Origin of the sequence: Paenibacillus algicola, from assembly GCF_005577435.1 — a bacterium.
GTDB lineage: Bacteria > Bacillota > Bacilli > Paenibacillales > Paenibacillaceae > Paenibacillus_AQ > Paenibacillus_AQ algicola.
The window spans coordinates 3,567,919-3,593,796 of record NZ_CP040396.1 but is presented as its reverse complement, the minus strand read 5'-3'; the positions used below and the strand labels follow the sequence as shown (position 1 = coordinate 3,593,796).

Annotated in this window: 22 protein-coding genes; 16 read left to right on the top strand and 6 right to left on the bottom strand. The window is 53.1% G+C overall.

Features of this window, described 5'->3' with window-relative positions; all coding sequences use genetic code 11:
* The first annotated feature begins 103 nt into the window (after positions 1–103).
* Positions 104–805 carry a potassium channel family protein gene (locus tag E6C60_RS16835; protein ID WP_138226898.1) on the top strand — a complete coding sequence of 234 codons (702 nt, stop codon included), beginning with the start codon at positions 104–106 and terminating at the stop codon, positions 803–805.
* Positions 802–1,707 carry a metallophosphoesterase gene (locus E6C60_RS16830; protein WP_233281047.1) on the top strand — a complete coding sequence of 302 codons (906 nt, stop codon included), beginning with the start codon at positions 802–804 and terminating at the stop codon, positions 1,705–1,707. The genes E6C60_RS16835 and E6C60_RS16830 overlap by 4 nt, the downstream gene beginning before the upstream one ends.
* Before the next feature lie 173 nt (positions 1,708–1,880).
* On the opposite strand, the gene E6C60_RS16825 is transcribed toward E6C60_RS16830, so the two are convergent.
* Together E6C60_RS16825 and E6C60_RS16820 are read right to left on the bottom strand one after the other, a co-directional pair.
* Entirely contained in the window at positions 1,881–2,693 is an 813-nt protein-coding gene (locus E6C60_RS16825; protein ID WP_138226897.1) for a histidinol-phosphatase, read from the bottom strand.
* Positions 2,694–2,743: 50 nt separating this feature from the next.
* Positions 2,744–3,646: a LysR family transcriptional regulator gene (locus tag E6C60_RS16820; RefSeq protein ID WP_138226896.1), complete on the bottom strand. Its 903-nt coding sequence runs from the start codon at positions 3,644–3,646 to the stop codon at positions 2,744–2,746.
* A gap of 386 nt (positions 3,647–4,032) precedes the next feature.
* Here E6C60_RS16820 and E6C60_RS16815 point away from each other — a divergent pair, with 386 nt between their 5' ends.
* The 5 genes from E6C60_RS16815 (at position 4,033) to E6C60_RS16795 (ending at position 8,944) form a co-directional block, all read left to right on the top strand.
* Positions 4,033–4,491 carry a chemotaxis protein CheX gene (locus tag E6C60_RS16815; RefSeq protein ID WP_138226895.1) on the top strand — a complete coding sequence of 153 codons (459 nt, stop codon included), beginning with the start codon at positions 4,033–4,035 and terminating at the stop codon, positions 4,489–4,491.
* Positions 4,492–4,569: 78 nt separating this feature from the next.
* Entirely contained in the window at positions 4,570–5,343 is a 774-nt protein-coding gene (locus E6C60_RS16810) for an SDR family NAD(P)-dependent oxidoreductase (protein WP_138226894.1), read from the top strand.
* Positions 5,344–5,535: 192 nt separating this feature from the next.
* On the top strand, positions 5,536–6,951 hold the full coding sequence (locus tag E6C60_RS16805; RefSeq protein ID WP_138226893.1) for a DEAD/DEAH box helicase: 1,416 nt from the start codon (positions 5,536–5,538) through the stop codon (positions 6,949–6,951).
* Between the two features lie 17 nt (positions 6,952–6,968).
* On the top strand, positions 6,969–7,724 hold the full coding sequence (locus E6C60_RS16800; RefSeq protein WP_138226892.1) for an ABC transporter ATP-binding protein: 756 nt from the start codon (positions 6,969–6,971) through the stop codon (positions 7,722–7,724).
* On the top strand, positions 7,721–8,944 hold the full coding sequence (locus tag E6C60_RS16795; protein WP_138226891.1) for an ABC transporter permease: 1,224 nt from the start codon (positions 7,721–7,723) through the stop codon (positions 8,942–8,944). The genes E6C60_RS16800 and E6C60_RS16795 overlap by 4 nt, the downstream gene beginning before the upstream one ends.
* 203 nt (positions 8,945–9,147) lie before the next feature.
* Here E6C60_RS16795 and E6C60_RS21190 read toward each other — a convergent pair whose 3' ends face one another.
* A complete protein-coding gene (locus E6C60_RS21190) occupies positions 9,148–9,270 on the bottom strand; it encodes a YjcZ family sporulation protein (protein ID WP_208203272.1) in 123 nt (40 codons plus the stop codon).
* 166 nt (positions 9,271–9,436) lie between these two features.
* Positions 9,437–10,735 (bottom strand): aminotransferase class I/II-fold pyridoxal phosphate-dependent enzyme, encoded by a 1,299-nt coding sequence (locus E6C60_RS16790; protein ID WP_138226890.1) that lies wholly within the window; start codon positions 10,733–10,735, stop codon positions 9,437–9,439.
* 240 nt (positions 10,736–10,975) lie between these two features.
* On the opposite strand from E6C60_RS16790, the gene E6C60_RS16785 reads away from it, so the two are divergent.
* Together E6C60_RS16785 and E6C60_RS16780 are read left to right on the top strand one after the other, a co-directional pair.
* Entirely contained in the window at positions 10,976–11,761 is a 786-nt protein-coding gene (locus E6C60_RS16785; protein ID WP_138226889.1) for a helix-turn-helix domain-containing protein, read from the top strand.
* Positions 11,762–12,069: 308 nt separating this feature from the next.
* Positions 12,070–12,957: an SDR family oxidoreductase gene (locus E6C60_RS16780; RefSeq protein WP_138226888.1), complete on the top strand. Its 888-nt coding sequence runs from the start codon at positions 12,070–12,072 to the stop codon at positions 12,955–12,957.
* A 97-nt stretch (positions 12,958–13,054) separates the two neighbouring features.
* On the opposite strand, the gene asd is transcribed toward E6C60_RS16780, so the two are convergent.
* Positions 13,055–13,855, bottom strand: coding sequence for an archaetidylserine decarboxylase (gene asd / locus E6C60_RS16775; protein ID WP_138226887.1), 801 nt, complete (start codon positions 13,853–13,855; stop codon positions 13,055–13,057).
* A gap of 374 nt (positions 13,856–14,229) precedes the next feature.
* Here asd and E6C60_RS16770 point away from each other — a divergent pair, with 374 nt between their 5' ends.
* The 7 genes from E6C60_RS16770 to E6C60_RS16740 all read left to right on the top strand — a co-directional run bounded on the left by E6C60_RS16770 (position 14,230) and on the right by E6C60_RS16740 (position 24,948).
* Complete coding sequence (locus tag E6C60_RS16770; RefSeq protein ID WP_138227862.1) at positions 14,230–14,853, top strand: ECF transporter S component; 624 nt, start codon at positions 14,230–14,232, stop codon at positions 14,851–14,853.
* A complete protein-coding gene (locus E6C60_RS16765) occupies positions 14,837–16,462 on the top strand; it encodes an ABC transporter ATP-binding protein (protein ID WP_407669169.1) in 1,626 nt (541 codons plus the stop codon). The genes E6C60_RS16770 and E6C60_RS16765 overlap by 17 nt, the downstream gene beginning before the upstream one ends.
* Positions 16,459–17,265, top strand: a complete 807-nt coding sequence (locus E6C60_RS16760) for an energy-coupling factor transporter transmembrane component T family protein (RefSeq protein ID WP_138226885.1) — start codon at positions 16,459–16,461, stop codon at positions 17,263–17,265. The genes E6C60_RS16765 and E6C60_RS16760 overlap by 4 nt, the downstream gene beginning before the upstream one ends.
* A gap of 237 nt (positions 17,266–17,502) precedes the next feature.
* The gene (locus E6C60_RS16755; protein ID WP_138226884.1) at positions 17,503–18,762 is read left to right on the top strand and encodes an S-layer homology domain-containing protein; all 1,260 of its coding nucleotides are present in this window, start codon (positions 17,503–17,505) and stop codon (positions 18,760–18,762) included.
* A 128-nt stretch (positions 18,763–18,890) separates the two neighbouring features.
* Positions 18,891–20,135 carry an S-layer homology domain-containing protein gene (locus tag E6C60_RS16750; RefSeq protein ID WP_138226883.1) on the top strand — a complete coding sequence of 415 codons (1,245 nt, stop codon included), beginning with the start codon at positions 18,891–18,893 and terminating at the stop codon, positions 20,133–20,135.
* 138 nt (positions 20,136–20,273) lie between these two features.
* A complete protein-coding gene (locus E6C60_RS16745) occupies positions 20,274–21,518 on the top strand; it encodes an S-layer homology domain-containing protein (protein ID WP_233281259.1) in 1,245 nt (414 codons plus the stop codon).
* A gap of 577 nt (positions 21,519–22,095) precedes the next feature.
* The gene (locus E6C60_RS16740) at positions 22,096–24,948 is read left to right on the top strand and encodes a DUF5704 domain-containing protein (protein WP_233281045.1); all 2,853 of its coding nucleotides are present in this window, start codon (positions 22,096–22,098) and stop codon (positions 24,946–24,948) included.
* Between the two features lie 372 nt (positions 24,949–25,320).
* Here the strand turns inward: E6C60_RS16740 and infC are convergent, their stop codons facing one another.
* Positions 25,321–25,845 (bottom strand): translation initiation factor IF-3, encoded by a 525-nt coding sequence (gene infC, locus E6C60_RS16735; RefSeq protein ID WP_138226881.1) that lies wholly within the window; start codon positions 25,843–25,845, stop codon positions 25,321–25,323.
* Between the last annotated feature and the right edge of the window lie 33 nt (positions 25,846–25,878).

Below are 25,878 nucleotides of genomic sequence, written 5' to 3'. Positions count from 1 at the left end.
ACGCAGGTGTCTTTTTTTGAGAGCTGAAGCAGCCTCACGGAATAACGGGTAATAGATAGGTAGGTCTTAACGGAAGAGACCAGCAAAGGGAGGCGGAGAGGCTTTGAATTGGTGGATGTGGATTATAAATATCATCGGCTTGGCTTCTCTGATCCTGATCTTTTATAATGTGGACAAGAAATGGTCGAGCAGGCCGGTGCTGCTGGCACCGCTGTTGATTTATATCGCCGTGTCGCTGGAGGATCTGTTCGGATGGATTGATTTGATGTCGGTCGTGCCGGGAGAAGCAGGTGTTCGGGTGCTGGTTGTATTGTTTGTGCTGCTGTCTGTCGTGTTTTATATCATTTATATTTTCAATAAAATTGCCGAGTCGGTGCATAAGCATATTCTGATGCGGACGACGCTGATGCGGATCAGCTTTGCGGCGCTGACCTGCGTGCTGTTCTTTACGATCGTGTATATGTCGATTTACAAGCTGTTTGAGGGCTCATCCTTTGAGGGCACGAATCTGGGTGAAGACACACTGAGCCAGATGATTACGTTTCTGTACTTCAGTGTAGCCACTTTTGTCACTGTCGGGTACGGGGATGTGTCACCGGTGGATAATACGGCGCGGCTCGTCGTCACGATGCAAATGACCTTCAGCTTCATTACCGTGGGCTACGCCCTATCCATGCTCGGAACGCTACGGCAGATCTTTGATCCCGGCGATGAGAACGAACTGCCCATGGAGAAGAAGGGACCGTTTGATGAGCCGCCGGATGAGGCTCCAAAAGACCGGGAACAGGGGGGACCTACAGGATGAATACATCGGGATCACGATCCGGTACAGAGCCGGACTCCTCGCCATCCTTGTCTCCGCCTCTCGGACGGGGAATGACGCGGAGGCAGTTTCTGAAGCGCGGATTTCAGGCTGCAGCGGCCGCAGGGCTGCTTGGGGCAGGCTACGGGGCATTCTGGGAGCCGAATCATATCGAGCTTACCCGGCTGAATCTGCAGCAGCAGCGCCTGCCCGCTTCTTTTCACGGCATGAAGATTATACATTTCAGCGATCTGCATCTCGGATTTCCTCTTTGGTCTGACAAGACCGGGAAGGTTGTAGAGATGATTCTGCAAGAAAAGCCGGACCTGATCGTGTTCACGGGGGATATGGTGGACGGACGTGCTCAGGCCCTTGACGGCTCGCTGGAGGCGCTGTCCCGCCTGCAGGCTCCGCTGGGCGTGCTGTCGATTCTCGGAAATCATGATTATGAGAATGCCGGTGATTTGGTCTCGAAGCAGGCCTCTGCCGGCTTTACGGTGCTGCGCAACAGCCATGTGCTGCTGGAGCGGCGCGGTGAGGTCATCGCGGTAGCGGGGCTGGAGGACTGGCTGGAGGGAACCCCTGATGCAGAGCAGGCATTACAGGGCATTCCGGAGGGCATGTACACACTTATGCTGATGCACGAGCCGGATTATGCCGGTATCGTCTCAACTTACCCTGTAGACCTTCAGCTTTCAGGACACAGCCACGGGGGGCAGATTCGCCTGCCAGGCATTGGAGAGGTTGTGACGCCCCCTGGCGCACTTCGCTACGTGCAGGGTCTGTACAGCGTGGGTGAGCGTGGAATGCCGCTCTATGTTAACCGCGGGCTGGGGACGACGAGACTCCCGATGCGATTTCTGTGCAGGCCGGAAATTACCGTGCTTACGCTGTCCAGCCGCTAAGGCAAACCATTGTCACACAATTGAAATATAGCTGTTATCAAACTCTAACAGCGATCGGGTAAGCTTATCACATGACCCCCTTTTGAGAATATATAAATGCTTTGGGACCCGAATTGCTTCGGGTCCACTTTTTTTGTCCTCGATATGACCCACTATAAAAAAAGATTTCCGCCTCAAGGAAGAGGAACGGAAACCTTCTGCTTCTGCTTGTAATACACCCACTCTGTATAGCCGATCTCTTTAAGTACCGCAGCCACCTCCATCAGCTCATCACCGACCCGGGAAGGGACATGACTGTCAGAGCCGAACGTAACATTCACGCCATAGTGGAAGGCACGCTCCAGAATGGCGTGGGAGGGATACCAGCCGCCGCTGAGCTTGGTCTTCCCGGAGGTGTTGATCTCGATGGCAACGCCGCACTCGGCGATGACCTTCAGCGTCTCCTCCAGCGCCTCTTCCGTCATAATATCGGAGAACGAGGGGTAATTGCCCTTCATGGCGTCAATATGGCCGAGAATTTGAAACAGACCGTGCCGGGCGGATTGGCGGATCAAGGCATAATATTCTTCCTTATGCATCACTTTCTCTTGAGGGGACAGCCCTTTCCAGCGGTTCTTGTTGAAAATGCTGACGCCCAGGGTCTGATGGACCGAGCCGATAATGTAATCAAAGGGATATCGGGAGAGCGTTTCCGTATATAGAGCGCCGTGTTCGGGAAAAAAGTCGGATTCAATGCCGAGCAGGACATCAATACGCCCGTCATATTCTTTTTTGAGCTGAAGTACTTCTTCTACATAATGGGCGAGCTCGCTCTTCGCCATCGCAATGCCGGGGAATGGCTGCTCCTCTTCATGTCCGAAGAAAGGCGTGTGATCCGAGATGCCAATGACCTGAAGTCCAGCGGCGATTCCGGCCTCTATATAATCCCGAATGTTACCGTCCGCATGTCCGCAACGAAAATGATGGGTATGCAAGTCAAACTTCATGATGGGAATCCTCCTTGGAATATGATGTCCTGGTGTGCTCCGGCGGCACTTTATTCCGTGCTGATAAACTGTGTTTCCGGCATGCCCTTCAAGTCGCTCAGAAACTGGCGCATCGCGGAGCTCACATACCGGCCGCTCTTATAGATGACGCCGACAGGGTGACTGACCTCCAATTCAATTAAAGGAATAATGCGCAGAGAGCCGTTGCGCAGCTCTTTGGAGACAGACTGCTTGGATAATATGCCCGCTCCCATGTTGATTTCAACCATCCGCTTGATTTCTTCACTGCTGGACAGCTCCATAATGACCTGGGGCTCGATAGCATGCTTTCTCATGACTTCATCTGCAAAGCGCCGGCCTACAGTGTCCTGAGTCAGCAAAATCAAGGGAGTTTGGCCCAGCACTTCAATGCCGGCTTTACTTTGTTTGGCTAGCGGATGGTCAGGAGAGACGACCAGCTCGAAAGAATCATAGAACAGGATGGAGGAGCTTACATTGGGATTACGCTCAATGAGATAGCCAATACCGACATCAATCAGGTTGTTCTCGACACCGTGATAAATTTGTGAGGATGCCATGGATTGAATCGTCGTCTTGATATGAGGAAACTGATCCTGAAAATACGACAGCACGCGCGGCAGGATCTGAATCGCAATGGAGGTCGTAGTGCCGAGCCGGATATGCCCCTGCGGGGTCTGATCCAAATCGGAAAGCCGCTGCTTCATCTCATCCACAATGCGTAGAATCTGATCAGCGTGCTCTACAAATACTTGTCCACGGTCAGTTAACGTGACAGGCTGGCTGCGGTCTACCAGCACGGTTTTGAATTCTTCTTCCAGACTTTTGATTTGAGCCGAAACGGCAGGCTGAGTCAGGTTTAGCAGCTCTCCGGCTTTACGGAAGCTCATGGTTTTGGAAATCGTAATCAGCGTTTCCAGCTGGCTGATATTCATGGCCTTCCTCCTAGTCTAGATAAATTGATCACCGGTACACGAATCAGGGTCTTCTTGAATTATAGGGGATTCTGAAATAGGGGGCAAACGTATGCAGCATGAAAGATTGGAAAATGACGGCGTCTGCCGTAAAAAAATTTCAGCTGGTTTATTAAATGCAGACGAAAAAAACCGATAAATAGTAAGAGACTGTTCTTTTTGAACTACTACAAAAGACCCTCTTTAGAGAGGGTTTTATTCCGTTGACTCGGGCCCGTGATCTTGGCACAACGCTTCCAGACTTAATTTATGATGAATTATTACAGGGTATCTATTATAATGGCATTACACTATTACGTGGGACTTTAGGACCCTGACCAACAACCCAGACGAGGGGGCATTCGGGAATGAAAGCGGAAGTCATCAACCCATTTTTAGAATCAGCAAGGAATGTCATTGAGCAAGTCATCCAGATTTCGCCTTCAACCGGTACTCTTGGTGTGAAAGAAATCTCATCTCAGCAGGACCATATCTGGATCTTGATCGGCATGACAGGCCAAATGAAGGGCGATATCGTCTTTGGCCTCCACGAGCAGGTGGCACTTCGCATGGTGTCGATCATGATGGGAGGCTTTGTGATTACGGAGATGGATGAAATGGGCAAGAGCGCGATTTCAGAGCTGAGCAATATGATCAGCGGGAATGCCAGCACCATTTTATCCAATCAGGGGGTCAATGTGGACATTACGCCTCCGCAGGTGTACCACTCGGAAGGCTTTGCGGAATTTTCTTCACGAAAAGCGCTCAGTATCCCGCTGAAGATGGACGGCATCGGGGAACTGGATATTCAGGTCATGATTTCATAAAATAGAAGGATCACAGCCCATCACACCGAAGGCGAAGATCCAGCCTGCCCGGCGAGGCTGCAGGGAGGATAATTGATCATGCTTGAAAATAAAGTTGTAGTCATCACCGGAGCGTCCAGCGGAATCGGGGCCTTGACCGCCAAGAAGCTGTCCCAGCAGGGGGCCTATGTCATTTTGACCGGCAGATCCGAAGCCCGCTTGAAAGAAGCGGTCAGCGGAATGCCTGGCAAATACGAAACGATTCAGATGGACATTGGCAATGCCGAAGAGGTAAAGGCGGTCGTTCACGACATTGAGGCGCGGCACGGTGTTATTGATGTGCTCGTCAACAATGCGGGCTACGGCGTATTTGAGAATTTTTTGGATGCTCCGCCAGAGCGGTTTCAGGATATGATGGATGTCAATTACATGGGCATTGTCCGGACGACACAAGCGGTGCTGCCAGTTATGCTGAAGCAGGGCTTCGGACAGATCGTCAATATCGCTTCAATTGCAGGGAAGATGGGGATTGCCAAATCATCCGGCTATGCGGCCAGCAAGCATGCGGTTCTGGGCTTGACCAATTCGCTCCGCCAAGAGCTGAGAGGAACGGGGATTACGGTCTCCTCCGTAAATCCCGGTCCCATTGACACGCCGTTTTTTGACCAGGCAGATCCTTCAGGACAATATGTCAAAAATATTAGCTGGTTTGTCATGAAGCCGGACTACGTTGCTGACCGGATTGTGCACTTGATCAAGAAGCGGAAGGAAGAGCTCAATCTGCCGCGATCTGCGGCGGCGGGAATGAGAATCTATCAGCTGTTTCCAAGACTGATGGACAAGGTGCTTTATCGCTGGCTGGATATGAAGTAATGCTGCAACGACCCGCCCCGCTCCCGAGGGAAGCTAAATGCCCCCGGAAGCGGGGCGTCTTTTTTTGCGCGGCGGAGGCCGAAGACCTTAAAGGCGAGGGAATTTGTCTTTGACTTGGTGAGGGCGCCTTTTTTAGCATATAATGAATGAAACGAAACTCGGGACTCTCGAGATAAAGGATGGAGTAACATCATGACCTCTAATGGATTTCAAAGCCTCGGCATCGCCGGGGAATTTACAGAGCGGCTGGCAGAGCACGGAATTACAGAGCCTTCTCCGGTTCAGGCAGAAGCCATTCCGCCTATTTTGGAAGGCAAGGATGTGCTGGCCACCTCGCAGACCGGGACCGGTAAGACACTGGCCTATCTGTTGCCGGCACTGCAGGGCATTGACACGGACAGCAAGCATCTGCAGAAGCTGATCCTCGCGCCGACCCAGGAGCTGGCGATGCAGATTGTGCGGGAAGCGGAGCGGTACGGAGAAGCAAGAGGAATTCGGGTGCTCTCCTTGATCGGCGGCGCTGCTATCAAGCGTCAGCAGGAGAAGCTGAAGCAGCATCCCCAGCTGGTTGTGGGAACACCGGGACGGGTGCGGGAGCTGATCGAAATCAAGAAGCTGAAGATGCATGAAGTCAGCACCGTGGTTGTGGATGAGGTGGATCAGGTATTCAAGCTGGGAGGCGCCGGAGATGTGGACCGGATTCTGAAGAGCACGCTGCGTCAGCGGCAGCTCGTATTTCTCTCCGCCACCGTTAGTGCGGAAACAGCGCAGCTGGTCAAGCAGGAGATGGACAGGCCCGTCGAGATCGGCATTGATCCTGGTGCACGGACTCCGTCTACACTGGAGCATGTGTATTTTGTCGCGGAAGAGCGGGACCGGGTGGATATGGTGCGCCGGATTGTACGGCATTATAACCCGAAGCGCGTGATCGTATTTGTGAATCAGACGGAGGATCTGGCGGAGGTGGAAGCCAAGCTGAACTATGTCGGCTTATCCTCCGCCGCCCTGTACGGGGAGGCAGACAAGCTGACACGCAGCCGCGTGCTGAAAGCGTTCCGCGAAGGAAGCACCCAGCTGCTGGTTGCAAGTGATGTTGCCGCGAGAGGACTGGATATTGAAGGGCTAGAGATGGTCATCAATTATGATCCTCCTCTGAACGCGGAGAGCTATACGCACCGAGCCGGCAGAACCGGACGTATGGGAAAAAGCGGTATGGCCGTGACGGTAGTCACCGACCGCCAGGTGTTCATTATGCGGAAATTCAATCAGGAGCTGGGCATCTCCATTGGAGAGCGGGCGCTGTATGGCGGCAAGGTACGGACACCGCGCTCCAGCAGCTTTCCGGCTAAACGTCCGGCAGGCGGAAGCGGCGGGAAGGCGAAGACGGCTGGCGTACGCCCCGGCTCCGAACGTTCGCCGCGGCAGGGTGCCTCCTCAGAGACTGCTGGGAAGCCGGCGTCAGCGCGCAGTGAGAACCGGCCGGCGCGGCCGTCATCTGCTGCCGGTGCAAGTGAGAGTGTCTCCTCAAGATCGCAAAGCGAGCGTCTCAAGGACCGGAAGAACAAAGGAGCGCCGAAATGGCTGAAGAATAAATCCAAGGGTGAATAGAAGTTGGGGGTGAGGGAATGAAGGAGGTTTCCGAGATCCTGTCCGTGAGCGGACTGAGCGGAGGCTACAGCTTGAACCGTCCCGTGCTGCATGAGGTGTCTTTTCAGGTGCGGCCGGGAGAAATGGTCGGTCTGATTGGCCTCAACGGAGCGGGCAAGAGCACGACGATGAAGCATATTCTTGGACTCATGAACCCGCACAAGGGCGAGATCAGGGTGCAGGGCAGAACCCGCAGCCAGGATGCGGAGGGTTATCATGGAGCGCTCGGCTTTGTGCCGGAGTCACCGATTTTGTATGAGGAGATGACGGTGCGGGAGCATCTGGAATTTACAGCCCGCTCTTACGGGGTGAGTAAAGCGGATTATGAGGCCCGCTCAGCAGCCTTGTCCGGCATGTTCCGGATGGAGGAGAAGATGGACAGCCTGTCCTCGCATCTCTCCAAGGGGATGCGCCAGAAGGTCATGATTATGTGCGCCTTCGTGGCCCGGCCGTCGCTGTACATTATCGATGAGCCGTTTCTGGGCCTCGACCCGCTGGGGATTCGTTCACTGCTGGACTTCATGGTGGAGATCAAGCAGACCGGCGCATCCATTTTGCTGAGCTCCCATATTTTATCGACGATCGAGAATTATTGTGAACGCTTTGTCGTACTGCATCATGGCCGGATTATTGCCCAAGGCAGCTTGGAGGACATTGCGGAGCAGGCCGGAAAGCCGGGATTGCCGCTGGAGCAGTTATTTTATGCGTTGATTCAAGACGGGAGCCGCCGATGAACCTGAAGGAGCTGTTATCTAGCCGGCGCGGACAATTCTGGAGCCAGGTGCTGCCGTATCTGGGCTATGTCCTGCAGAGCGGTGTCGCCGTAGTGTTCCTGTTTCTATTGATTGCGTTCTCCGCATGGTATACGTCAATCCTTATCAATGTGCCAGAGGGATTGCCGATCCGCTGGATCATGCTTGGCATCCTGCTGCCGCTGACGATATTCAGCAGCGCCCGTACATATCTAAAGCCTGCGGATGTTGTCTTCTTGCTGCCTCAGGAATCCAGAATGGCCTCCTATTTCAGCAGTGCTGTTATTCGTGGCATCGTGTACAAGCTGATCCTGCTGCTGCTGGCGGTGACTATTCTATGGCCGCTGTACATCCGCAGTGACACGGATCCGCAGGGTCTGACTTTTACGGTGCTGTTGTTGAGCGGATTGAAGGTGCTGTCAGGCTGGGGAAGCTGGAGAGAGCAGCATATGGTGTACAAGCCAGCGGCTGCCGGATTTCGCCTCTTGAGATGGTCTGTCATTGGGCTGGCGCTGGCATCCTGGCTGTGGTATTCCCCGGTCAGCAGTCTGATCTTTGTCACGCTGCTGGCTGCAGCTTACCTCGCCGCCAGCCTGATTCCGGTACGTCACCCCGTTCCCTGGGAACGATTCATTCAGCTGGAGAAGCGGCATGCCGCAAAGGTTATGCTTATCTTGAGCTGGTTCGTAAATGTGCCTCAGGGGGAGCAGCGGGTGTATGCCCGTAAATGGCTGTCCCGATGGGGCAGCGGCATCCCCTGGAGCAAGGAGACGGCATACCGTTTCCTGCTGATCAAAAGCCTGTCCCGCAGTGAGTCCTTCGGGATTCTGCTGCGCGTTTTAGCTCTGGGCCTTGTTCTTATGATCATTACCGGGGGACAGCTTGCTTCAGCCGCAGTGTACCTGGTGGCCCTGATGATTGCGGGACTTCAGCTGTCGTCGCTGCGGAATGTGCACCGGGAATCGTTCTGGCTGATGGTTTATCCGCTTCCGGAGGGCTCCCGCTCCCGCAATGAAGTGAAGCTGCTGGTTCAACTGCAGCTGCTATGGGCGGTGCTTTTGTGGCTGCCCCTTCTGCCTCAGCTCCTCTCCCAGCCGGTCCGTGTGCTGGGAACGGGAGCAGCAGGCCTCGTGCTGGTGTGGGGCTTCCGCGCCGCTGCCATGCGCAAGGCCAAAAAGGAGCTGGAGGAGGACGACCTGTAGCTCAAGCGATGTCAGAATTCGGCGTCAAAGGCGAACGCGTCCGCTGGTCCGAAATCGCTGCATCCTTAAGCCAACAAAGAGAAATAACCAGCCAGGTATAATACCTTTGGCTGGTTATTTTGCCTGCTGCATGCTCTTTTCTTAAAGATGAGGCCATCCCTTGAGTCTACTCTTGCGACAGCCCCACGGAAGCGTCACCGGGATTATACCCAGAAAGCGCGAGTGATGATTACGAGCAGGATAAAGAGTACCAGAATCGCTCCAACGTTACCGTATCCACCGTATCCGTATCCTCCGCATCTTGCTGCACCTGCAACTGCACTCATGTTTCATTCCCCTTTCGGTTCGTAATTGGTTGTGGTTGCTTGATACATGGTATTGTATGATGCTCGTGGTGAACAGGTATGGGCGAGCGTGGAGGGTACATGAAATAAAAACAGGGCTGCTCCGGAATCTTCTCGGAAGATTCTTCGGAGCAGCCCTGCTGTCGCATTAGGAGGACTGCAAATCCTGAATGCCTTGATATACGAGATCGAACAGATCCTCCAGATGCTGCTCCTCAATGCAGGAGAAGGCGATCCGCAGATCATATTCACCCAGTGCGATCGTGCCCAAGCCGTACGCCTGAAGCAGATGAACGCGCAGGCTTTCGGCGGAGATGCCTTTCAGCTTCAGACACATGAAATATCCGGAGTTAAACGGATAGTAATCCCAGGCGCCATCGTATTTACCGCTGTCGAGCAGGAATTTCACCTTGTTCGCCCGGCCCTTCATAATAACGAATTTCTCCTGCTTCTGTGCCTCGAACTCCGGGGAGTTCAGCGCCTCTAGAACAAACGTCTGGGACGGGTGCGAGCCGCTGGAAATTGTGGCGCGGATGATGCCGAGCGTCTTCTGCTCCAGTGCAGTCAGCACACCAGCATCCTGAGAGGCATACGTGATGAAGCCGACGCGGAAGCCCCAGACAAATTCTTCTTTCGTAGCTCCGTCAATCTTCACAGCCAGTACGCGGGGATGGAGATCCGCCAGCTTCCCGAACAAGGATTCCTGGAGGGAATCCTCGAAGAAAAGCCCGAAGTACGCATCGTCTGTGACAGCGACGACATTAATGCCGGCTTCGGCTGCATCCTTGATGGCGGATACGATTTCTTCGCCTTCGGCTGCTCCTGGAGTATAGCCGGTCGGGTTATTCGGGAAATTCAGAATGACGACGGCCTTGCCTTTGTCCTTCTGATTCAGGAGTGCTTCGCGCAGCCCGGCGGCATTGAACTTCATGTCCTCTGTAAACAAAGGATAATTTACAGCTTCGCCATGCCGGCGGATGCCGAAGGTCAGCTCGTAGTTCTCCCAGTTCTTATCCGGGTAGATGACAGCGTCACCTGCATCCACGAACAGATCTGCTACGATGGAGAGGCCGTGCGTCAGCGCATTGGTAATAATCGGAGTGCTGATGCTCTTGCCTTCAAGGCTTGGATTCTCCTTCAGCATCTTCGTGCGCCAGGCACTGCGCAGCTCCGGCTTGCCGGCTGGCGGGGCATATGGATAGAGATCCTTCGGCGCATAGGCAGACAGCTTATCCTGGATCACGCCCAGGTGCATCGGTCCGCCACCCTCTGTGGCGATGCCGATCGTTGCGTTATATCGCTTGGCTTGGCTGGCGGCTTCCGCAGATTGGCTTAGAATGCCTTCCTTCGGGAAGTAAATCTCTCGGCCTAGATTGGACAGCATGTCATACACATGGCGGTTGCCCGCGGAAATGCTTTCATTCAATTGTGCAGCCAATGAATTCATGAGTTCATATCATCCTTCCGAATGCTTAGGGTTAAAATGGATTTACCTTCTGTTTACAATCATTGCCTAACATTATATCACTTCACCGCGTGAGCGTCACGAAAAATGAGCGCCATTACAAGTCATCTGCCCCAGGTAATAAGCTATCACGGAATGTCAGCTCCAGGGATATGCAAAACGGATGAAAAAAGAGTATGATGGGTAGTAGTGCGATTAATGAAAGACAGGGGGAATGACGTGATGCTGGACGCATCGCCGTCTTCTTTTGTAATCAAGCCCGCTTTGGCCAAAATTGTCTGCGAGCCCGGATGGAAATGGCAAAAGCGTGAGAAACCGATGCAAAATTATGACCTATTCTATGTTTGGAGCGGTGAGGGCACCGTAATTGTGAATGATGAGCCTTACGAGGTGTCCAAAGGAAGCTGCTTTCTTTTTTATCCCGGCGATTATACTAGTGCAACACATAACCCGCAGAAGCCGCTGGTCTTGACTTATATACATTTTGACGTCACCGAACCGGTTGAGGATATTCCTGCACGGTACCGCCAGCTGAAGGACACGATTGATTTCGAGTATTTGCTCGCCCGCTATGTGCGCTTGTACCTCGACCAGCCGTTCGGGGCAGAGGAGGAGGGGAAGCTCCTGCTCAAACAGCTGATGATCTTCCTGCTGCGGGAAGACCGCTCGGCCCCACACGTCAAAAAGGCCAGTCATCACTTGAGTGAGGCCATTCAGGAGATTGCCAATTATGTCCGTCTTCATCCCGGCATTTCTCACAAGGTGGAGGACCTGGCTGCCCGCGCCGGGCTGTCGCCGCGTTATTTCTCCATCAAGTTCAAAGAGCTGGTCGGCGTTCCGGTCCAGTCGTATATTATCAAGATGCGGATCGAACGGGCACAGCATCTGCTGCTGCACCAGGGCATGAACGTGACGGAGGTGGCAGATGCCCTGGGGTACCGCGATATTTTCTTTTTCAGCAGGCAGTTCAAGCAATACACCGGCAAAAGCCCGTCAGAGGTACGCTAGGGACTGCAGGATCCAGAAATTGACCGCATGCTTGGATCTGGTTCACCGCAATCCTGCCAGGGTAATATCAGGGAAGACAAGACATACAGAGAGGGGGTGCCGGCAATGAGCCAGAGAAGAAGAATGCGCAGCCTGAACGGCGGTCGAGGAGGCTGGAGCGTTTTTAGAAATCGCCTGCGTCGGTCCAAATTCGTTGATTCCAATCCCGAAGTGGATATGTGGTTCTAATACAGCTTAAACTCAGCAGCACCTTGAAGCGCTTCACGGTTCAGGGTGCTTTTTTGATGTGTTATAAAGGAGAGTAGAATATGGCAAGGAACAACAAGCCTGCTGACGGGGTAAAGCCGCGCAGCGGCAAGAGCGCGCTGGTTACCGGTGCATCCAGCGGCTTCGGACAATTGATCGCATTGGAGCTGGCTTCCAGAGGCTATGAGGTTATGGCCGGGGTCCGTAGAGAGGAAGCACGGGCGGAGCTGATGGATCTGGCGCTGGCAGCCGGTGTCGAAACACGCATCCATGCCGTGCTGCTCGATATTTGTTTGGAGGAGCAGGTCCATGCTGCAGTGGAAGAGGCGAGTGACCGCTGGGGACGGCTCGACGTGCTCGTGAACAATGCCGGAGAGGCGGTGGGCGGGTTTGTGGAGGAGCTGTCACTAGAGAGCTGGCGGAGACAATTTGAGGTTAATGTGTTCGGAACGATCTCCATGACCCGTGCGGCGCTGCCGCTGCTGCGGAAAAGTGAGGGAGCCAAGCTCATTCTGATGAGCAGCATCAGCGGGGTGATCGGCTTTCCAGGATACGGTCCGTACGCTGCCTCAAAGTTTGCGGTAGAAGGGCTGGGAGAGAGTCTCGCGATGGAGCTTGAGCCGTTTGGCATTCATGTGGTTCTGGTGGAGCCGGGCGCCTACGGTACGCCGATCTGGGACAAGGGCTTCCGCGGAATCCAGCCCGCCGCAGAGTCGCCGTACCGGGAGATGCTGGAGGACGTGCTGGCCTTCTCCAGCCAGACCGCAGGCGCAAGCGGCGATCCTCTTGAGGTCGCGGTACAGGTAGGAAATATTGTTGATCAGAAGTCTCCCAAGCTGAGATATATGCTGCCGTCCTCCAGCCGCTGGACGCTTGCGGCCAAACGTCTGCTTCCGCACCGCCTGTTTCGGAGATTGGTGCTGTCAGCGATCCGGCGCAGACGGACATAACGGGTGCTAACGGGTGCGTTTATAAACAGATCAAAGCGGCAGCTCACGTGGGTGGGCTGCCGCTTGGTTATACAGATATGTGACAGGACAGGGGCCGCTAGCCTTTGCTCGCAGGAGGGTGCAGCAGGCCAAGGAGCTCTCCCATTCGGACCTTATCGCCGACTTTGAGATCGCCGCGGGGGGTAAAGGTTCCGTTCTCGGTCAGCAGGACAACGGTGGAACCGAATTCAAAATAAGCCAGCTCGTCCCCGATGCTCCACTGGGTGCGTGATTCATCCGCATAGCGGATGCTGCTGACGTTCATGGCACCGACCTTCACCACAGCAACCTCGCCAAATCCATGGGCAATGTATGTGATCAGCCGCTCGTTCCGGCTCAACACTCCCCGGATATGCGTCATTGCAAAATCATTGACAGGATACACCTTGCCTTTGAGATATTCACTTTCCGATTGGGTGCCGGTAACGGGGGAGTGAATGCGGTGATAATCTGTCGGGCTCAGGTACAGGACATACATATATCCATGCATGTAATTTTCCATGCGGGGAGACTGCGCGAGCAGATCGCCCACGGTATAATCCTGGCCCTTCACATTTAGAATGGTTCCTGCATGAATTTCTCCCATGCCGGTAATAATGCCGTCCACGGGAGAGGTCATCGCGTCCGCCGTCGTATCAATCTCGCGCATGCCGATCTTTAGCCGGCGGGAGAAGAACTCGTTCAGCGACCGGTATTCCTGAATTTCTTTTTCCGCCTCGTGGGCTGGAATTTGATAGGCTTTAATAAATGTCGGGATCAGATAACGGCTTAGCCCGCTGTGTGAAAAGCGTCCCATTACCCGGGATACCCATCGGCGGGAGGAAAGCTCGGTCATCAGTCTCAGTAATGTTTTGGCCATAATATTCTCCTTTAACCTTAAACCGCGTGTGTCAGGCGTTTACGAAGCATTCCTATTCTGAACTATATTGACATAGAACAAGGGTGAAATCAATAAGACGCAGCGCTGTGAAAAAAACTCTTGCAAATTGTTGGAAATCTGTGTATTTTTAAGTCAGCCAAAAACCGAATATGGACTACGGGGGCTTGAGTGAATCAGGCTGAGATTGCAGATAAGATCCTGCTGCTGACCGTTAATCTGAACTGGGTAATGCCAGCGTAGAGAATATCCGCGTCCCTTTGTGTCTATTGGGTCTGTTTTCCGTCTGCGCTTGTGTCCAGGCGGTTTTTTGTCGTTCTTGCAAGTTATTCTAGGAAGAAGAGAGGATGAAGGACATGCAAAGCAAGACATTGGGAGGTTTACCGGTAAAAAAGGGGCTTCGCCTCAGTGACATTCTCGTCACCGTATTAATTTCGTTAGTATTTGGAGTGGTGTATCATTTCTGGGCATCGGTGTACAGCTTGTTCAAGCCGCTGTTTCCTGAGGCGGGCGAGCTCATGTACGGCATGTGGTTTGCGGCGGCGACGCTTGCGTTTCTGCTGATCCGAAAGCCCGGAGTCGCTGTCATTGCCGAGCTCGCTGCTGCGCACATCGAGGTACTGTTCGGAAGCGGGTGGGGCTTGAATCTGCTGCTGTACGGCTTGATTCAGGGACTAGCTTGTGAGCTGGTATTTGCCGCATTCCGCTATCGCAAAACGGGGGCCTGGGTGGTTGCCCTGGCCGGGGCTGCAGCAGCCTTCGGCTCTATGTTCATGGACTTCTACTTAAGCTATACCGATGATTATGCACTGTGGATGTTCATATACAAGTATTCCATGCGCGTCATCAGCGGTGTGCTGATTGCGGGCCTGGCCATGCTGGCGCTGGCGAAGGCGCTGGAGCGGACCGGGGTGACCTCGCTGCTGAATCCGGCCTCCTCCAAAGACTATGCGGCTCTGGATGATGCACGGAATGGCTGAGCCGGCTGCAAGGGTGCTGGATACGGCGGAAGCGGTGGAGCCGATTGCCGCATCCGTTCGGGATCTCCGGCTGAAGTTTCCGGGAGACGGTCCGCTGCTGTTCAGAGATCTTAGCTTTCAAGCAAAGCGGGGGGAAAAGATTCTGCTGCTGGGACCGAGCGGCTGCGGTAAATCTACGCTCATTCAGGTGCTGAGCGGAATGATTCCGAGAGCCGTAGAAGTGCCGATGAAATGCGCGGACCAACTGCATCCGTCTTCATGGGCATATGTGTTTCAGGATCCAGACACGCAGTTCTGTATGCCTTATGTCGATGAAGAATTAGCGTTTGTGCTGGAAAATTTACAGGTCCCGCGAGACCATATGAGAGATCGGATGCGGGAAGCCCTTGACGCTGTCGGGCTGAAGCTGCCCGACATGCATACACCGATCTCCACACTGTCGCAAGGTATGAAGCAGCGCCTGGCGCTGGCATCAGCTCTGCTGCTGGAGCCGGAGGTGCTGTTCCTGGATGAGCCCTCAGCTTTGCTTGACCCGGAAGGGCGGGAGCAAATCTGGGAAGCTGTTAAGGCGGTTTCAGGGGACCGAACGCTCGTTATCGTGGAGCACCGGATCGACGAGATGCTTCATTACGTGGACCGGGTGGTGCTGTTTGGACCGGAGGGCCAGATTCTGGGCGATGGGAGACCGGATTTTATTTTTGGTGACTATCGTCAGGAGCTGAAGCAGTACGGCATCTGGCACCCGGGAGTATGGCAGGAGTTTCGGTCCACGCAACCGGAGCGGTCATCGCGCTTGGTGGAAGGCAGAGTCCCGGGTCAGCTGAAGGGAGGACCTCTGACAGAGACAGGCAATCCTGCACCTGTGCTGGAGTTGAACCAATTTCAGGTGCTGCGAAGAAAGCAGCCTATTGTTCATGTTGATGAAGCGCGGGTGTATCCAGGGGATTTCACAGCCATTATCGGACATAATGGTGCTGGCAAAAGCTCGCTGTTACTCGGCCTGATGGGTCTGCTGCCCTTCACCGGCATGTATCGGCTTGGAGAGCAGGTCATACCGGCGGGCAGTCAGCGGCGGGTGCGCAAGCAGCGGGAGCAGGCGCTTCGCCGCATCGGATTTGTGTTTCAGAATCCGGAGCTGCAATTTGTGTGCGAGCGGGTGCTCGATGAGGTTGCTTATTCCTTGATCGTGGAAGGGTACACTCCAGAGAAAGCGATGCAGGAAGCGGAGGTCTGTCTTGCCCGTTTCGGCTTGAAGGGACTGGAGGATCGGCATCCGTACCAGCTGTCCACCGGACAGAAGCGAAGGCTGAGCGTCGCAACGGCGATGGTCCGCAAGCCTGACGTTCTGCTGCTGGATGAGCCGACCTTCGGGCAGGATGCCCGGAATACCTTTGCCATCCTCGAGCTGTGCCAGGAGCTGAATGAGGCGGGAACCGCCATTTTGATGGTCACCCATGAGATGGAAATTGCTCATCAGGCGGCCCGCGAGATCTGGGAGATCGGTCAGGGGCGGCTGCTGTCCCGGCAGACAAGCCGCGGCATGTATGATAAGGAAGCATGTGCGGCCAAGGCCGAATCCTTCAGCAGTGTCGTGGAGGTGGGGGTATGAATGTATGGGGACAGGATCGAATCACATGGCTGCATAAAGCTAACCCTGTAGTCAAGCTGGGTATTCTGCTGCTGCTGTTCACCATGACGGTGCTGACGCACAATCTGGATTTTATAATGTATCAGGCTGCGGTGTTTACGGTTTGTCTGGTACTGCTCTGCGGCTTGAAGCTGTGGAAGATCGGGCTGTTTTCACTGCCCTTTCTGATCGCGTTTGTTTCCTCGGCTTCCACGATGATGCTGTTCGGGAAGGGAGAGACCATCTGGTGGGAGTGGGGGCTGTTTAAAGTGTCGGAGGAAAGCTTCTACCGCGGTTTGCATCTTGGATTTAAAGGGATTGCGTTTGCTGCGGAAGGGCTGTTATTCGTAACGACCACGTCTTCGGTAGCCCTCTTCTATGGACTGATGCAGAAGCTGAAGCTGGCTCCTAAGTTTGCGTACAGCTTTATGGCCTCCATTCGGCTGCTGCCGATGGTGTGGGAAGAGTTTCTGATTCGAAGACAGGCCCTTCAGGTGCGCGGTATGCGTCCGGTAAAAGGAATTCGCGGCCTGGCGGAGCGGGCCAATATGTTCGCGGTGCCGCTGCTGGCTCAAAGCATCCGCCGGGCCCACCGCGTCGCGGCGGCGATGGAAGCCAAGCAATTTGACGGGGATCAGGGGAAGGGCAGAACCTTTTTCTACGAATCCCGATATTCCAGATATGATCTGGTCATTATGCTGCTGCTGGCAGCTGCAGCAGGTGCTGCGTATTTGTTCTCCATCTGGGCCCCGGGCTTCGGGATTGGAGACGTACGTTTCAATTGATTTTATACAGGGTCCGTGCTACACTGACTGTAAATACTTACCTGCTGCCGTATAAAGCGGAGCTTGCCGAGACATTGGGCGGGCTCTGCTTTTTTTGGTACTTGAGGACTTCATAAGGAGGAAATAGCAATAGATGGGTAGAATTTCCTGTAGTGCGAGTTTTGTCGCTTGCTGACTAAGAGGAGGGGAGGATTTCAATTTCAGAAGGAGCGGAGCTGGTCGAGGAGGACAAGGCAAATGAAGAACACGTGGAGACCATTTATGGCAGGCGCACTATGTATGGGGGTGTTCCTAGGGGGCGCTGAGGTGGTGGGAGCAGCCAAAGCTTCATTTAACGACGTGCCAGCAAGTCACTGGGCTAAAGCTTCTATTGAGGGTGCCGTAGCTAAAGGGTATTTCAAAGGATATGCCGACGGGACGTTTCGGCCGCAAGCCCATATCACGCGGGCGGAATTTGCCGTACTGCTGTCACGGATTTCGAGCAATGTGGTAGAGAATGACTCTAGCACATTTGCAGATATTGCAGGTCACTGGGGAAGATCTGGCATTGAACAGTCTATCGGGATGGGCTTTCTGACGCCGTCAGATTACTCGGGCGGCTTTAAGCCAGACGAGGCATTAACCCGCCGTGAGATGGCGAAGTGGATGGCGTCAGGGCTTGCAGCCAGAAATGAGGGATTTAAACAGGCGCTGTCGGATACGAAGGATACGCTAGTACCAGTGGCTGAGTACTATAAGGGTGGATTGAACCCGAGCGATTACTCTTATCTATCGGTGGTGCTTGGCACAGGATTGATGACGGGTTACCTGGACGGCACCTTCGGTCCATCCCAGCCAACGACCCGGGCAGAGGTTGCCGTCATACTGTCTCGATACCAGCAGGTACAGATTAAAGAGGCGTCAGATTATCAGGATCTGGAGGAGATGCGTGAGGTTGGATTGACGGGGACGAATTTGTTGTCGGCGACGCCGCATGAGTATCATACCATTTATGGATCAAATAAAATTACCAGTTTTGACAATTTTGCCAACAAACCTTACCCCATGCTATATAATCGGGGAACGATGACTGTACATAGAATGATCGTAGTCGATGCAGTGAGCAAAACAGAATCTAAGAATTTATATGGCAAGATGTTTATGGATAGTGATTTTACGTTTCCGGTACAAAACCGATTTTACAACGTGTTCTTAGAAACAACGGTTGTTCCAAATGACAACACATCTTTAACGAGCGCAGCTTTTCCTAATTCGACCCTTTATAACTTCACGACTGGGAGGGGATTCCAAAGTAGTAGCACGTTAAGGTATGGATTAACTACTCTTCCGGAATCAGGCAACTTCCTAAAGACCGGATTTTTTAAAAAGGATGTGCCCCGACGTTTTTGGATGCATCAGTATTTAAACAAAGATACAAGCACTAATGACAATGGTGGGGATATGGGTAGAATTGGAAATGGTACCTTGACTTCGTGGTCCATCCCACTATCTAGATAAAGAAGTCCATAACAAAATACTTATCCGTGGTAAAAGATTGAATCTTTTACCGTTTATCAAAAGCAATGTTGTTATACATAGTTGTAGTTGAATCTGGAAAGAAATACCGAATTTAACGGGAGAAGAGAATGAAGAACACGTGGAAAGCATTTATGGCAGGCGCGCTATGTATGTGGCTATTCCTAGGGGGCGCTAAGGTGGTGGGAGCGACCAAAGCTTCGTTTAACGATGTGCCAGCAAGTCACTGGGCCAAGGCTTCTATTGAGAGTGCCGTAGCTAAAGGGTATTTCAAAGGATATGCCGACGGGACGTTTCGGCCGCAAGCCCATATCACGCGGGCGGAATTTGCCGTGTTGCTGTCACGGATTTCGAGCAACGTGGTAGAAAATGACTCTAGCACTTTTGCAGATATTGCAGGTCACTGGGGAAGATCTGGCATTGAACAGTCCATCGGGATGGGCTTTCTGACGCCGTCAGATTACTCGGGCGGCTTTAAGCCAGACAAGGCATTAACCCGCCGTGAGATGGCAAAGTGGATGGCTTCAGGGCTTGCAGCCAGAAATGAGGGATTCAAACAGGCACTTTCGGATACGAAGGATACGCTAGTACCGGTGGCTGAGTACTACAAGGGTGGATTAAACCCGAGCGATTATCCCTATCTATCGGTGGCGCTTGGCACAGGATTGATGACGGGTTACCTGGACGGCACCTTCGGTCCATCCCAGCCAACGACCCGGGCAGAGGTTGCTGTCATTCTATCTCGATACCAGCAGGTACAGATTAAAGAGGCGTCAGATTATCAAGACCTGGAGGAGATGCGGGAGGTTGGGTTGACGGGGACGAATTTGTTGTCGGCGACGCCGCATGTGTACTCGAAGTTGCACGGAACCACGGAACCACTCAGTTTTGAGAATTTTGCGAACACGCCCTATTCGATGCTTTACAATCGGGGAACAATGACCGTGCATCGAATGATCGTTGTGGATGCAGTTAGCAAAACAGAATCCAAGAATTTGTACGGAAGGATGTTTTTGGCGGGTGATTTTACCAGACCGATTAAAGACAAATTCTATAATGTATTTATAGAATCTACTATTATTCCAAACGATAATGCTTCTTTGACGAATGCTGCCTTTCCTAGTTCTACTCTATACAATTTCACAACTGGAAGAGGATTTAAAAGTTCAACTTCTGATCACTTCGGAACGACAGTCTTACCTGCCTATGATGATTATTTGAGAACCGGATTCTTCAAAAAAGATGTTCCACGTCGTTTTTGGATGCATCAATACTTAAATAGAGATAAAGAAGTAAGTGTTAATGGAGGAACTATGGGCAGAAATGGAACGTTAACGCATTGGTATATACCTTAAAAAGTATATCAATCATTTTTTGAAAACTGTGTTCATTAGCATCAAATGTGAGAACACTGCTTGTCGCTTGCTGATTGAGATACACAAGATTCTCGGTGCAGGCAAAATGGATTGAGGAGGAGAAAGAGTGTGAAGAAAATGTGGATGACGCTTATGGCAGGTGCAATGTGTATAGGTGCCATACTGGGGAACGGGGAGTCAGCGGAAGCAGCCAAAGCTTCGTTTAACGATGTGCCAGCAAGTCACTGGGCTAAAGCTTCTATTGAGGATGCCGTAGCTAAAGGGTATTTCAAAGGATATGCCGACGGGACGTTTCGGCCGCAAGCCCATATCACGCGGGCGGAATTTGCCGTACTGCTGTCACGGATTTCGAGCAACGCGGTTGAGAATGACTCTAGCACTTTTGCAGATATTGTAGGTCACTGGGGAAGATCTGGCATTGAACAGTCCATCGGGATGGGCTTTCTGACGCCGTCAGATTACTCGGGCGGCTTTAAGCCAGACGAGGCATTAACCCGCCGTGAGATGGCGAAGTGGATGGCGTCAGGGCTTGCAGCCAGAAATGAAGGATTTAAACAGGCGCTGTCGGATACAAAGGATACGCTAGTACCAGTGGCTGAGTACTACAAGGGTGGATTAAACCCGAGCGACTATCCCTATCTATCGGTGGTGCTTGGCACAGGACTGATGACGGGTTATCTGGACGGTACTTTCGGTCCATCTCAGCCAACGACCCGGGCAGAGGTTGCTGTCATTCTGTCCCGATATCAGCAGGTACAACTTAAAGAGGCGTCAGATTATCAGGATCTGGAGGAGATGCGTGAGGTTGGGTTGACGGGGACGAATCTGCTGTCGGCGACGCCGCATGAGTATCCTAAAATATTAGGCACCACTGAAATTGCGGACTTCACTAGATTTTCAAACAAATCCTATCCAATGTTGTACAACAGTGGGACTATGACCGTTCATCGAATGATTGTTACAGATGCAAAATCCTCAACTCAACATAACAATTTGTACGCAAGGATGTTTATAGACTCGGATTTCAGTATTTCGGTAAGGGGTGACATGTACAATGTCTTTCTCGAGGCCACAGTGGTTCCAAACAACAATACATCGTTATCAAATGCCGCTTTTGCGTCAGCAACTGTTTATAACTTCACCACAGGAAGAGGATTTGAAAGTGGAACAATCAAAAAATTTGGTCTGACGGTCCTTCCAAGAGATGATAATTACCTGACATCAGGATTCTTTAAAGAAAAAGTCCCGCGAAAATTTTGGATGCATAAGTTTTTGAATAGAGAATGGAAGGCTAGCAGTAATGGTGGTTCGATGGGGAGATACGGTACCCTTACAACTTTCTCTATTCCAAGACCTGAATGATTGAGGAGAAACATATGTAATGAGGAAATTATATGTTTTATGTACAGTAATTTTAGTGTTTACAGTGTCATGGAACACGCACGTAGTAGCAACCCCCTTAAATGTGGTTAGTTCTGATATCGAAGATAACAAACCCTTAGTCTCACCCGAATTTAAACCCTCGCCTTCTAAAGGACCCACTTCGCATCAAATAAAAGTGACCCAGGTAGAAGGATTGAGAGAGTCTACTCCAGGAGTGTACTGGACACAAATTGACGACGGAAGATTCCGCGCAACTAGCTATCGCGCATCGGGTGGATATGTATTTACTAACAACATTGGCAGTGAGTCTACGCCATGGCCAGCTACGAATGAAGTTGTAGACAAAATTGAAATGAAAAATAATCCCTTGTACAAGCCTCATGAGTATAAAGATTATCAAGGCTTGCCTGCGCATCCCGTTAAAGTCAAGAATCCTATCATTGTTAAAGTTGAAACGGTGGATGGGAGACAAGATGAAGAATCAAAAATTACTTCACTGGAAATTACAGATCTAAAAACTGCTGTTATGATTACCTCTAGAACCGGCAGAATTTCTATGAGTTCTAATAAATATAATCAATTTATGAGAGAAGACACCGGCAACAAAGCCTGGAGCGATGCTTGCGGCTGCTATTTGGACTGGAGCAAGTGGACCTTTGGCTACTACACCCCCATCAACATCTACTGGCGTGGGGACGTAATCGAGGAGAAAAAAATCACCCTCACCGGTAAGGCCACGCTGGATATCGGTGAGGAGACGAGTCTGGCCGCCGCGGTTTCGACCTTGTCTCCCGGGCAAGTCGATTTCAGCGCGCCGGTGAATATCTCCTACGCTGCCGATTGGAGCACAGACAAGCAGTCTGTTGTTAGCCTTGTCGGAAGCTCGGGCAAGGTCAAAGGCGTCAGCCCGGGGACGGCGACCGTCACCGCGGTTTGGCGGAAGCAGGAGACCCCGAATGATGAGGGCTACGTCCTGACCGCCTCGCTCACCCTGACCGTTCAAGACGGCGGGTGCGTGGGAGACTGTGGTCCGCCGCCCGCGCCGGGAGGCGGCTGCACCGCGCCCGTTCCAGGCGACTCGGTGACGGGAAGTGTTATGGACCCGTCGGCGACCGCCGTAATTCGGGCAGATCCACGGGGGCAGGAGCGCTTTGACGTGCTTCAGGGCATCCCGACCTCGGAATCTCTCTACGGCAACGTGATGGCGCGGTCATATCTATATCAAAATGAGTTTGTGAACATGCACGGAACGTGTACATACACGGTTCCGGTCACACAGCCGTATCTGCTTCAGTGGGATGAGGAAGAAAATGGGCCGCCGGATGCCAGCGGAAAGCCCACGACGATAACCGTCCGCAAGCAGCGCAGCGAAACGGTGACTCAGGAGTACACTGTAGAGCGACCTTACGCTTACTGGGTGATCGGGAAACTGGAGGTGTATCAGCTGCAGGAGGCGGAGCTGATGAACTATGCCCTGTCCGGTGGTACGATGACCCTGCGCCCGGCAGGATATACGCCGCCTTCCTATGCTGCTGCAACGGCGGGGGAGCACCTTCTGGAGCCTTCCATCAACGCGGTCACTTTGCCGCTCAAGACGGTCGCCGGTGACCAGGTGCCAGCCGAGGATTTCACAGCCTATGCGGAAGAAGCAGTCACGCCCGTCAAGGTCCGGAATGATCACCTGACCTTCAACCAAAGCTTGATCCTGGACAGCTCGCTGGTGGAGGAGTCGGGCCCGGCGCCATCGGCCCTTCCTGCGCCCGGCTGGATTCATCCTGATGTATTGTACAGTCCGAACCATGTGATCTCGGCGGATAAAATCAACCGCTCCCGGGCGCCCAGCCAGGGCACCCTGGCTTACCAGCGGATGCCCGTCCAGATCCAGGGCAGTGGAGTCGATCCGGTCTTTCCGATTTCATCCATTAATCCAGTGACAATACATACTCCGGTTGTCCTCTATGCCTCAGTGTCCGATGACCAGGCGCACAACCAAAAGACGGAGCCCCATCCTACCCGGGCGGCCTTCATTCTGGATCGGCCCTTCACCGTCCGGATCCCAACCTCCGGACAGCATCTGGAGGCGTCGTCCTTTCCCGGCTACGGGAACCGGGATTATGCCCGCTATGTTCGGAGTAAGCAGGTTCGCTTTCCGTTTGATGTTTATCAGGCAGATCGAAGCACCTTTATCCCGAAGCATACGTGGATCGACATTCCGGTTCACCAGCTGGATACGGAGTTCTTCCTGCCGGTATGGGTCGACGAAGGCGAGTACGAGGTATACTTCAGGACGCTGGCTGAGAATGCTCCGGCAGACTACAGCTGGGAACGGGAGGCAAACCTTCATCTCCCGCACCACGCTGCGGTGGATGAGGTCAGTGTGGACGTGATCGGGCGGCTGTATGACTTCAAGGTGACGGATATTGCTGATTACACATGGGAGACGGTGTTCCGCACCGCGAAAGGAAGCAGAGAGCATACCGGCAAGGTGTACTGGACCGGCCTGCAGCATCTGGATGGAGGCAGCCGTGGCAACGTGCTGCCATACACCCTGCCGATTGCACCGGGCAAGCACCCGCAGGCCGGCTACGCTAATGCCGCCGTGAAGACGGGCTACCACTTCAAGTTTGATGTGAAGACCAAGGGCAATTTGTTCGGGTCAAGTGACGGTATCGCCATCACACCGCGATTTGATTTTGTCCATTTAGATGGCAGGGGTCGCCAGCCGGTGGACCTGTACTACCACCGCGGGAAGGAGTACTTCATTCCAATCGGCTCCCCGCAGGATACGGTGAAGCGGGAGATCACGCTGAATACCCGGCTGCGCAATGTGCCGCTGCAGGAGCTGCTCGATACGGCCGCTTACCAGTACCAGAGAGGTCCGCAAGGAGAGGCGCTGCAGCCCTACACGAGCCGCTACCTCCAGCAGGTGAGCACGGAGAAAACATGGATTGGCCGTTATGATTGGTTGCTGCTGCCGTCCCAGCTGCGGACCCTGATCGGTCCTAAGGCTGGCCTTCCGCCTACGGTAGATCCTTACCGGGCGAGTGCCGCGATCCAGCGCTGGTACGGCGAATACAGCCTGCCGGCGGAGGTCTATGCGGTGCCGCAGGGGACCTCGCTGCCGGAATATGCCCGGCGCTATGGACTGGACGAGCAATCAGACCTGTTCTTGAAAGAGGGATACATTATCGTGAACTTTGACCTCGAAAGCGTGCGGAATGGGGATGTTGCCCATCCGCATCTGCAGTATATCCATGCCCCGCATATGAATCAGTGGCGGCTTGAGGGCTTTCAGGACAGTATCCACAACCCTGCCGGACAGAGGTTTCCGCTGCTGGACGGAGATGTGCTGTTCTACCACGGCGATCTCGGCAGCCGGCAGGATTTCGAGTCGCAGGTGCCGCATTAATGAAATGAAGCCGAACAATCGAACAACCGAACAACCGAACAACGCAGTAACACGATCAACTGAGTGCTCTCATTCTAAATCGAGGCAGCGATGGAGCTCCTGGACGTTATATCTATAATGGTGTTACACGGGTCCAACCAAACTAAACGAGTACAAGCAAAGAGTAGGGGATAAATCCTACTCTTTGCTTTGTATTGCGGTGATTTCGGTCACTTCAATAAGCTCATCGCCAAATGTCGTTGTAGACCAGACCCATGCTTCTAGCATGTCATTTGGTTTAAGATCATCGATCGATTTCCTGGTCACTTAGCTTCCATTAACAAATCCCCTATGATGGTCAGCATCTGCGAATGAGCCGAAGCTTCTCTTCCATTAGCGCGGATTCACTTTGACCTGAGCGCCTTTACCGCTGGACTGGATCCCGGTCTCCTTTGTTCCGGATTCCTTAAGATCGGTCAAGAGACGCTCCAGCACGGCTTTAGCGGCGGCAGCCTCTTTGGCGCCGGAGGCTCTGACCACAAGCTGCACCGGCTTGCCGGAGCGGAGATGCTTGTCTGCCTGGCGCAGCTTGGTATCGTAATCATGCTCCTCGATGTGCGCAGTAAATCTTAGCTCTTTTACTTTTTCCTTCGCTGTTCCTTTGGACTTCTTGTCCGCGGCGGGGCGGCTGTTGTTCTCCGTTCTTTTCTGCCCTTGCGCGAAGGCCTTTCCTTTCCCTTTAGCAACAAGTCTGCAGGGCGGCGGGCTGCTCATCAGCGAGGTGCAGAGTAGGTCGGCTTTATACCAGCGGGCCATCGCAAGAGCCTCTTCCCGGGACAACACCCCGAGCGGCTCTCCGTTTAATCCGCTAAGGACCACCTCTGATGCTTGAATTTGTTCGTTTATGAATACGGCCACAATACATTCCCTCCCGAATAAATACACAGATCG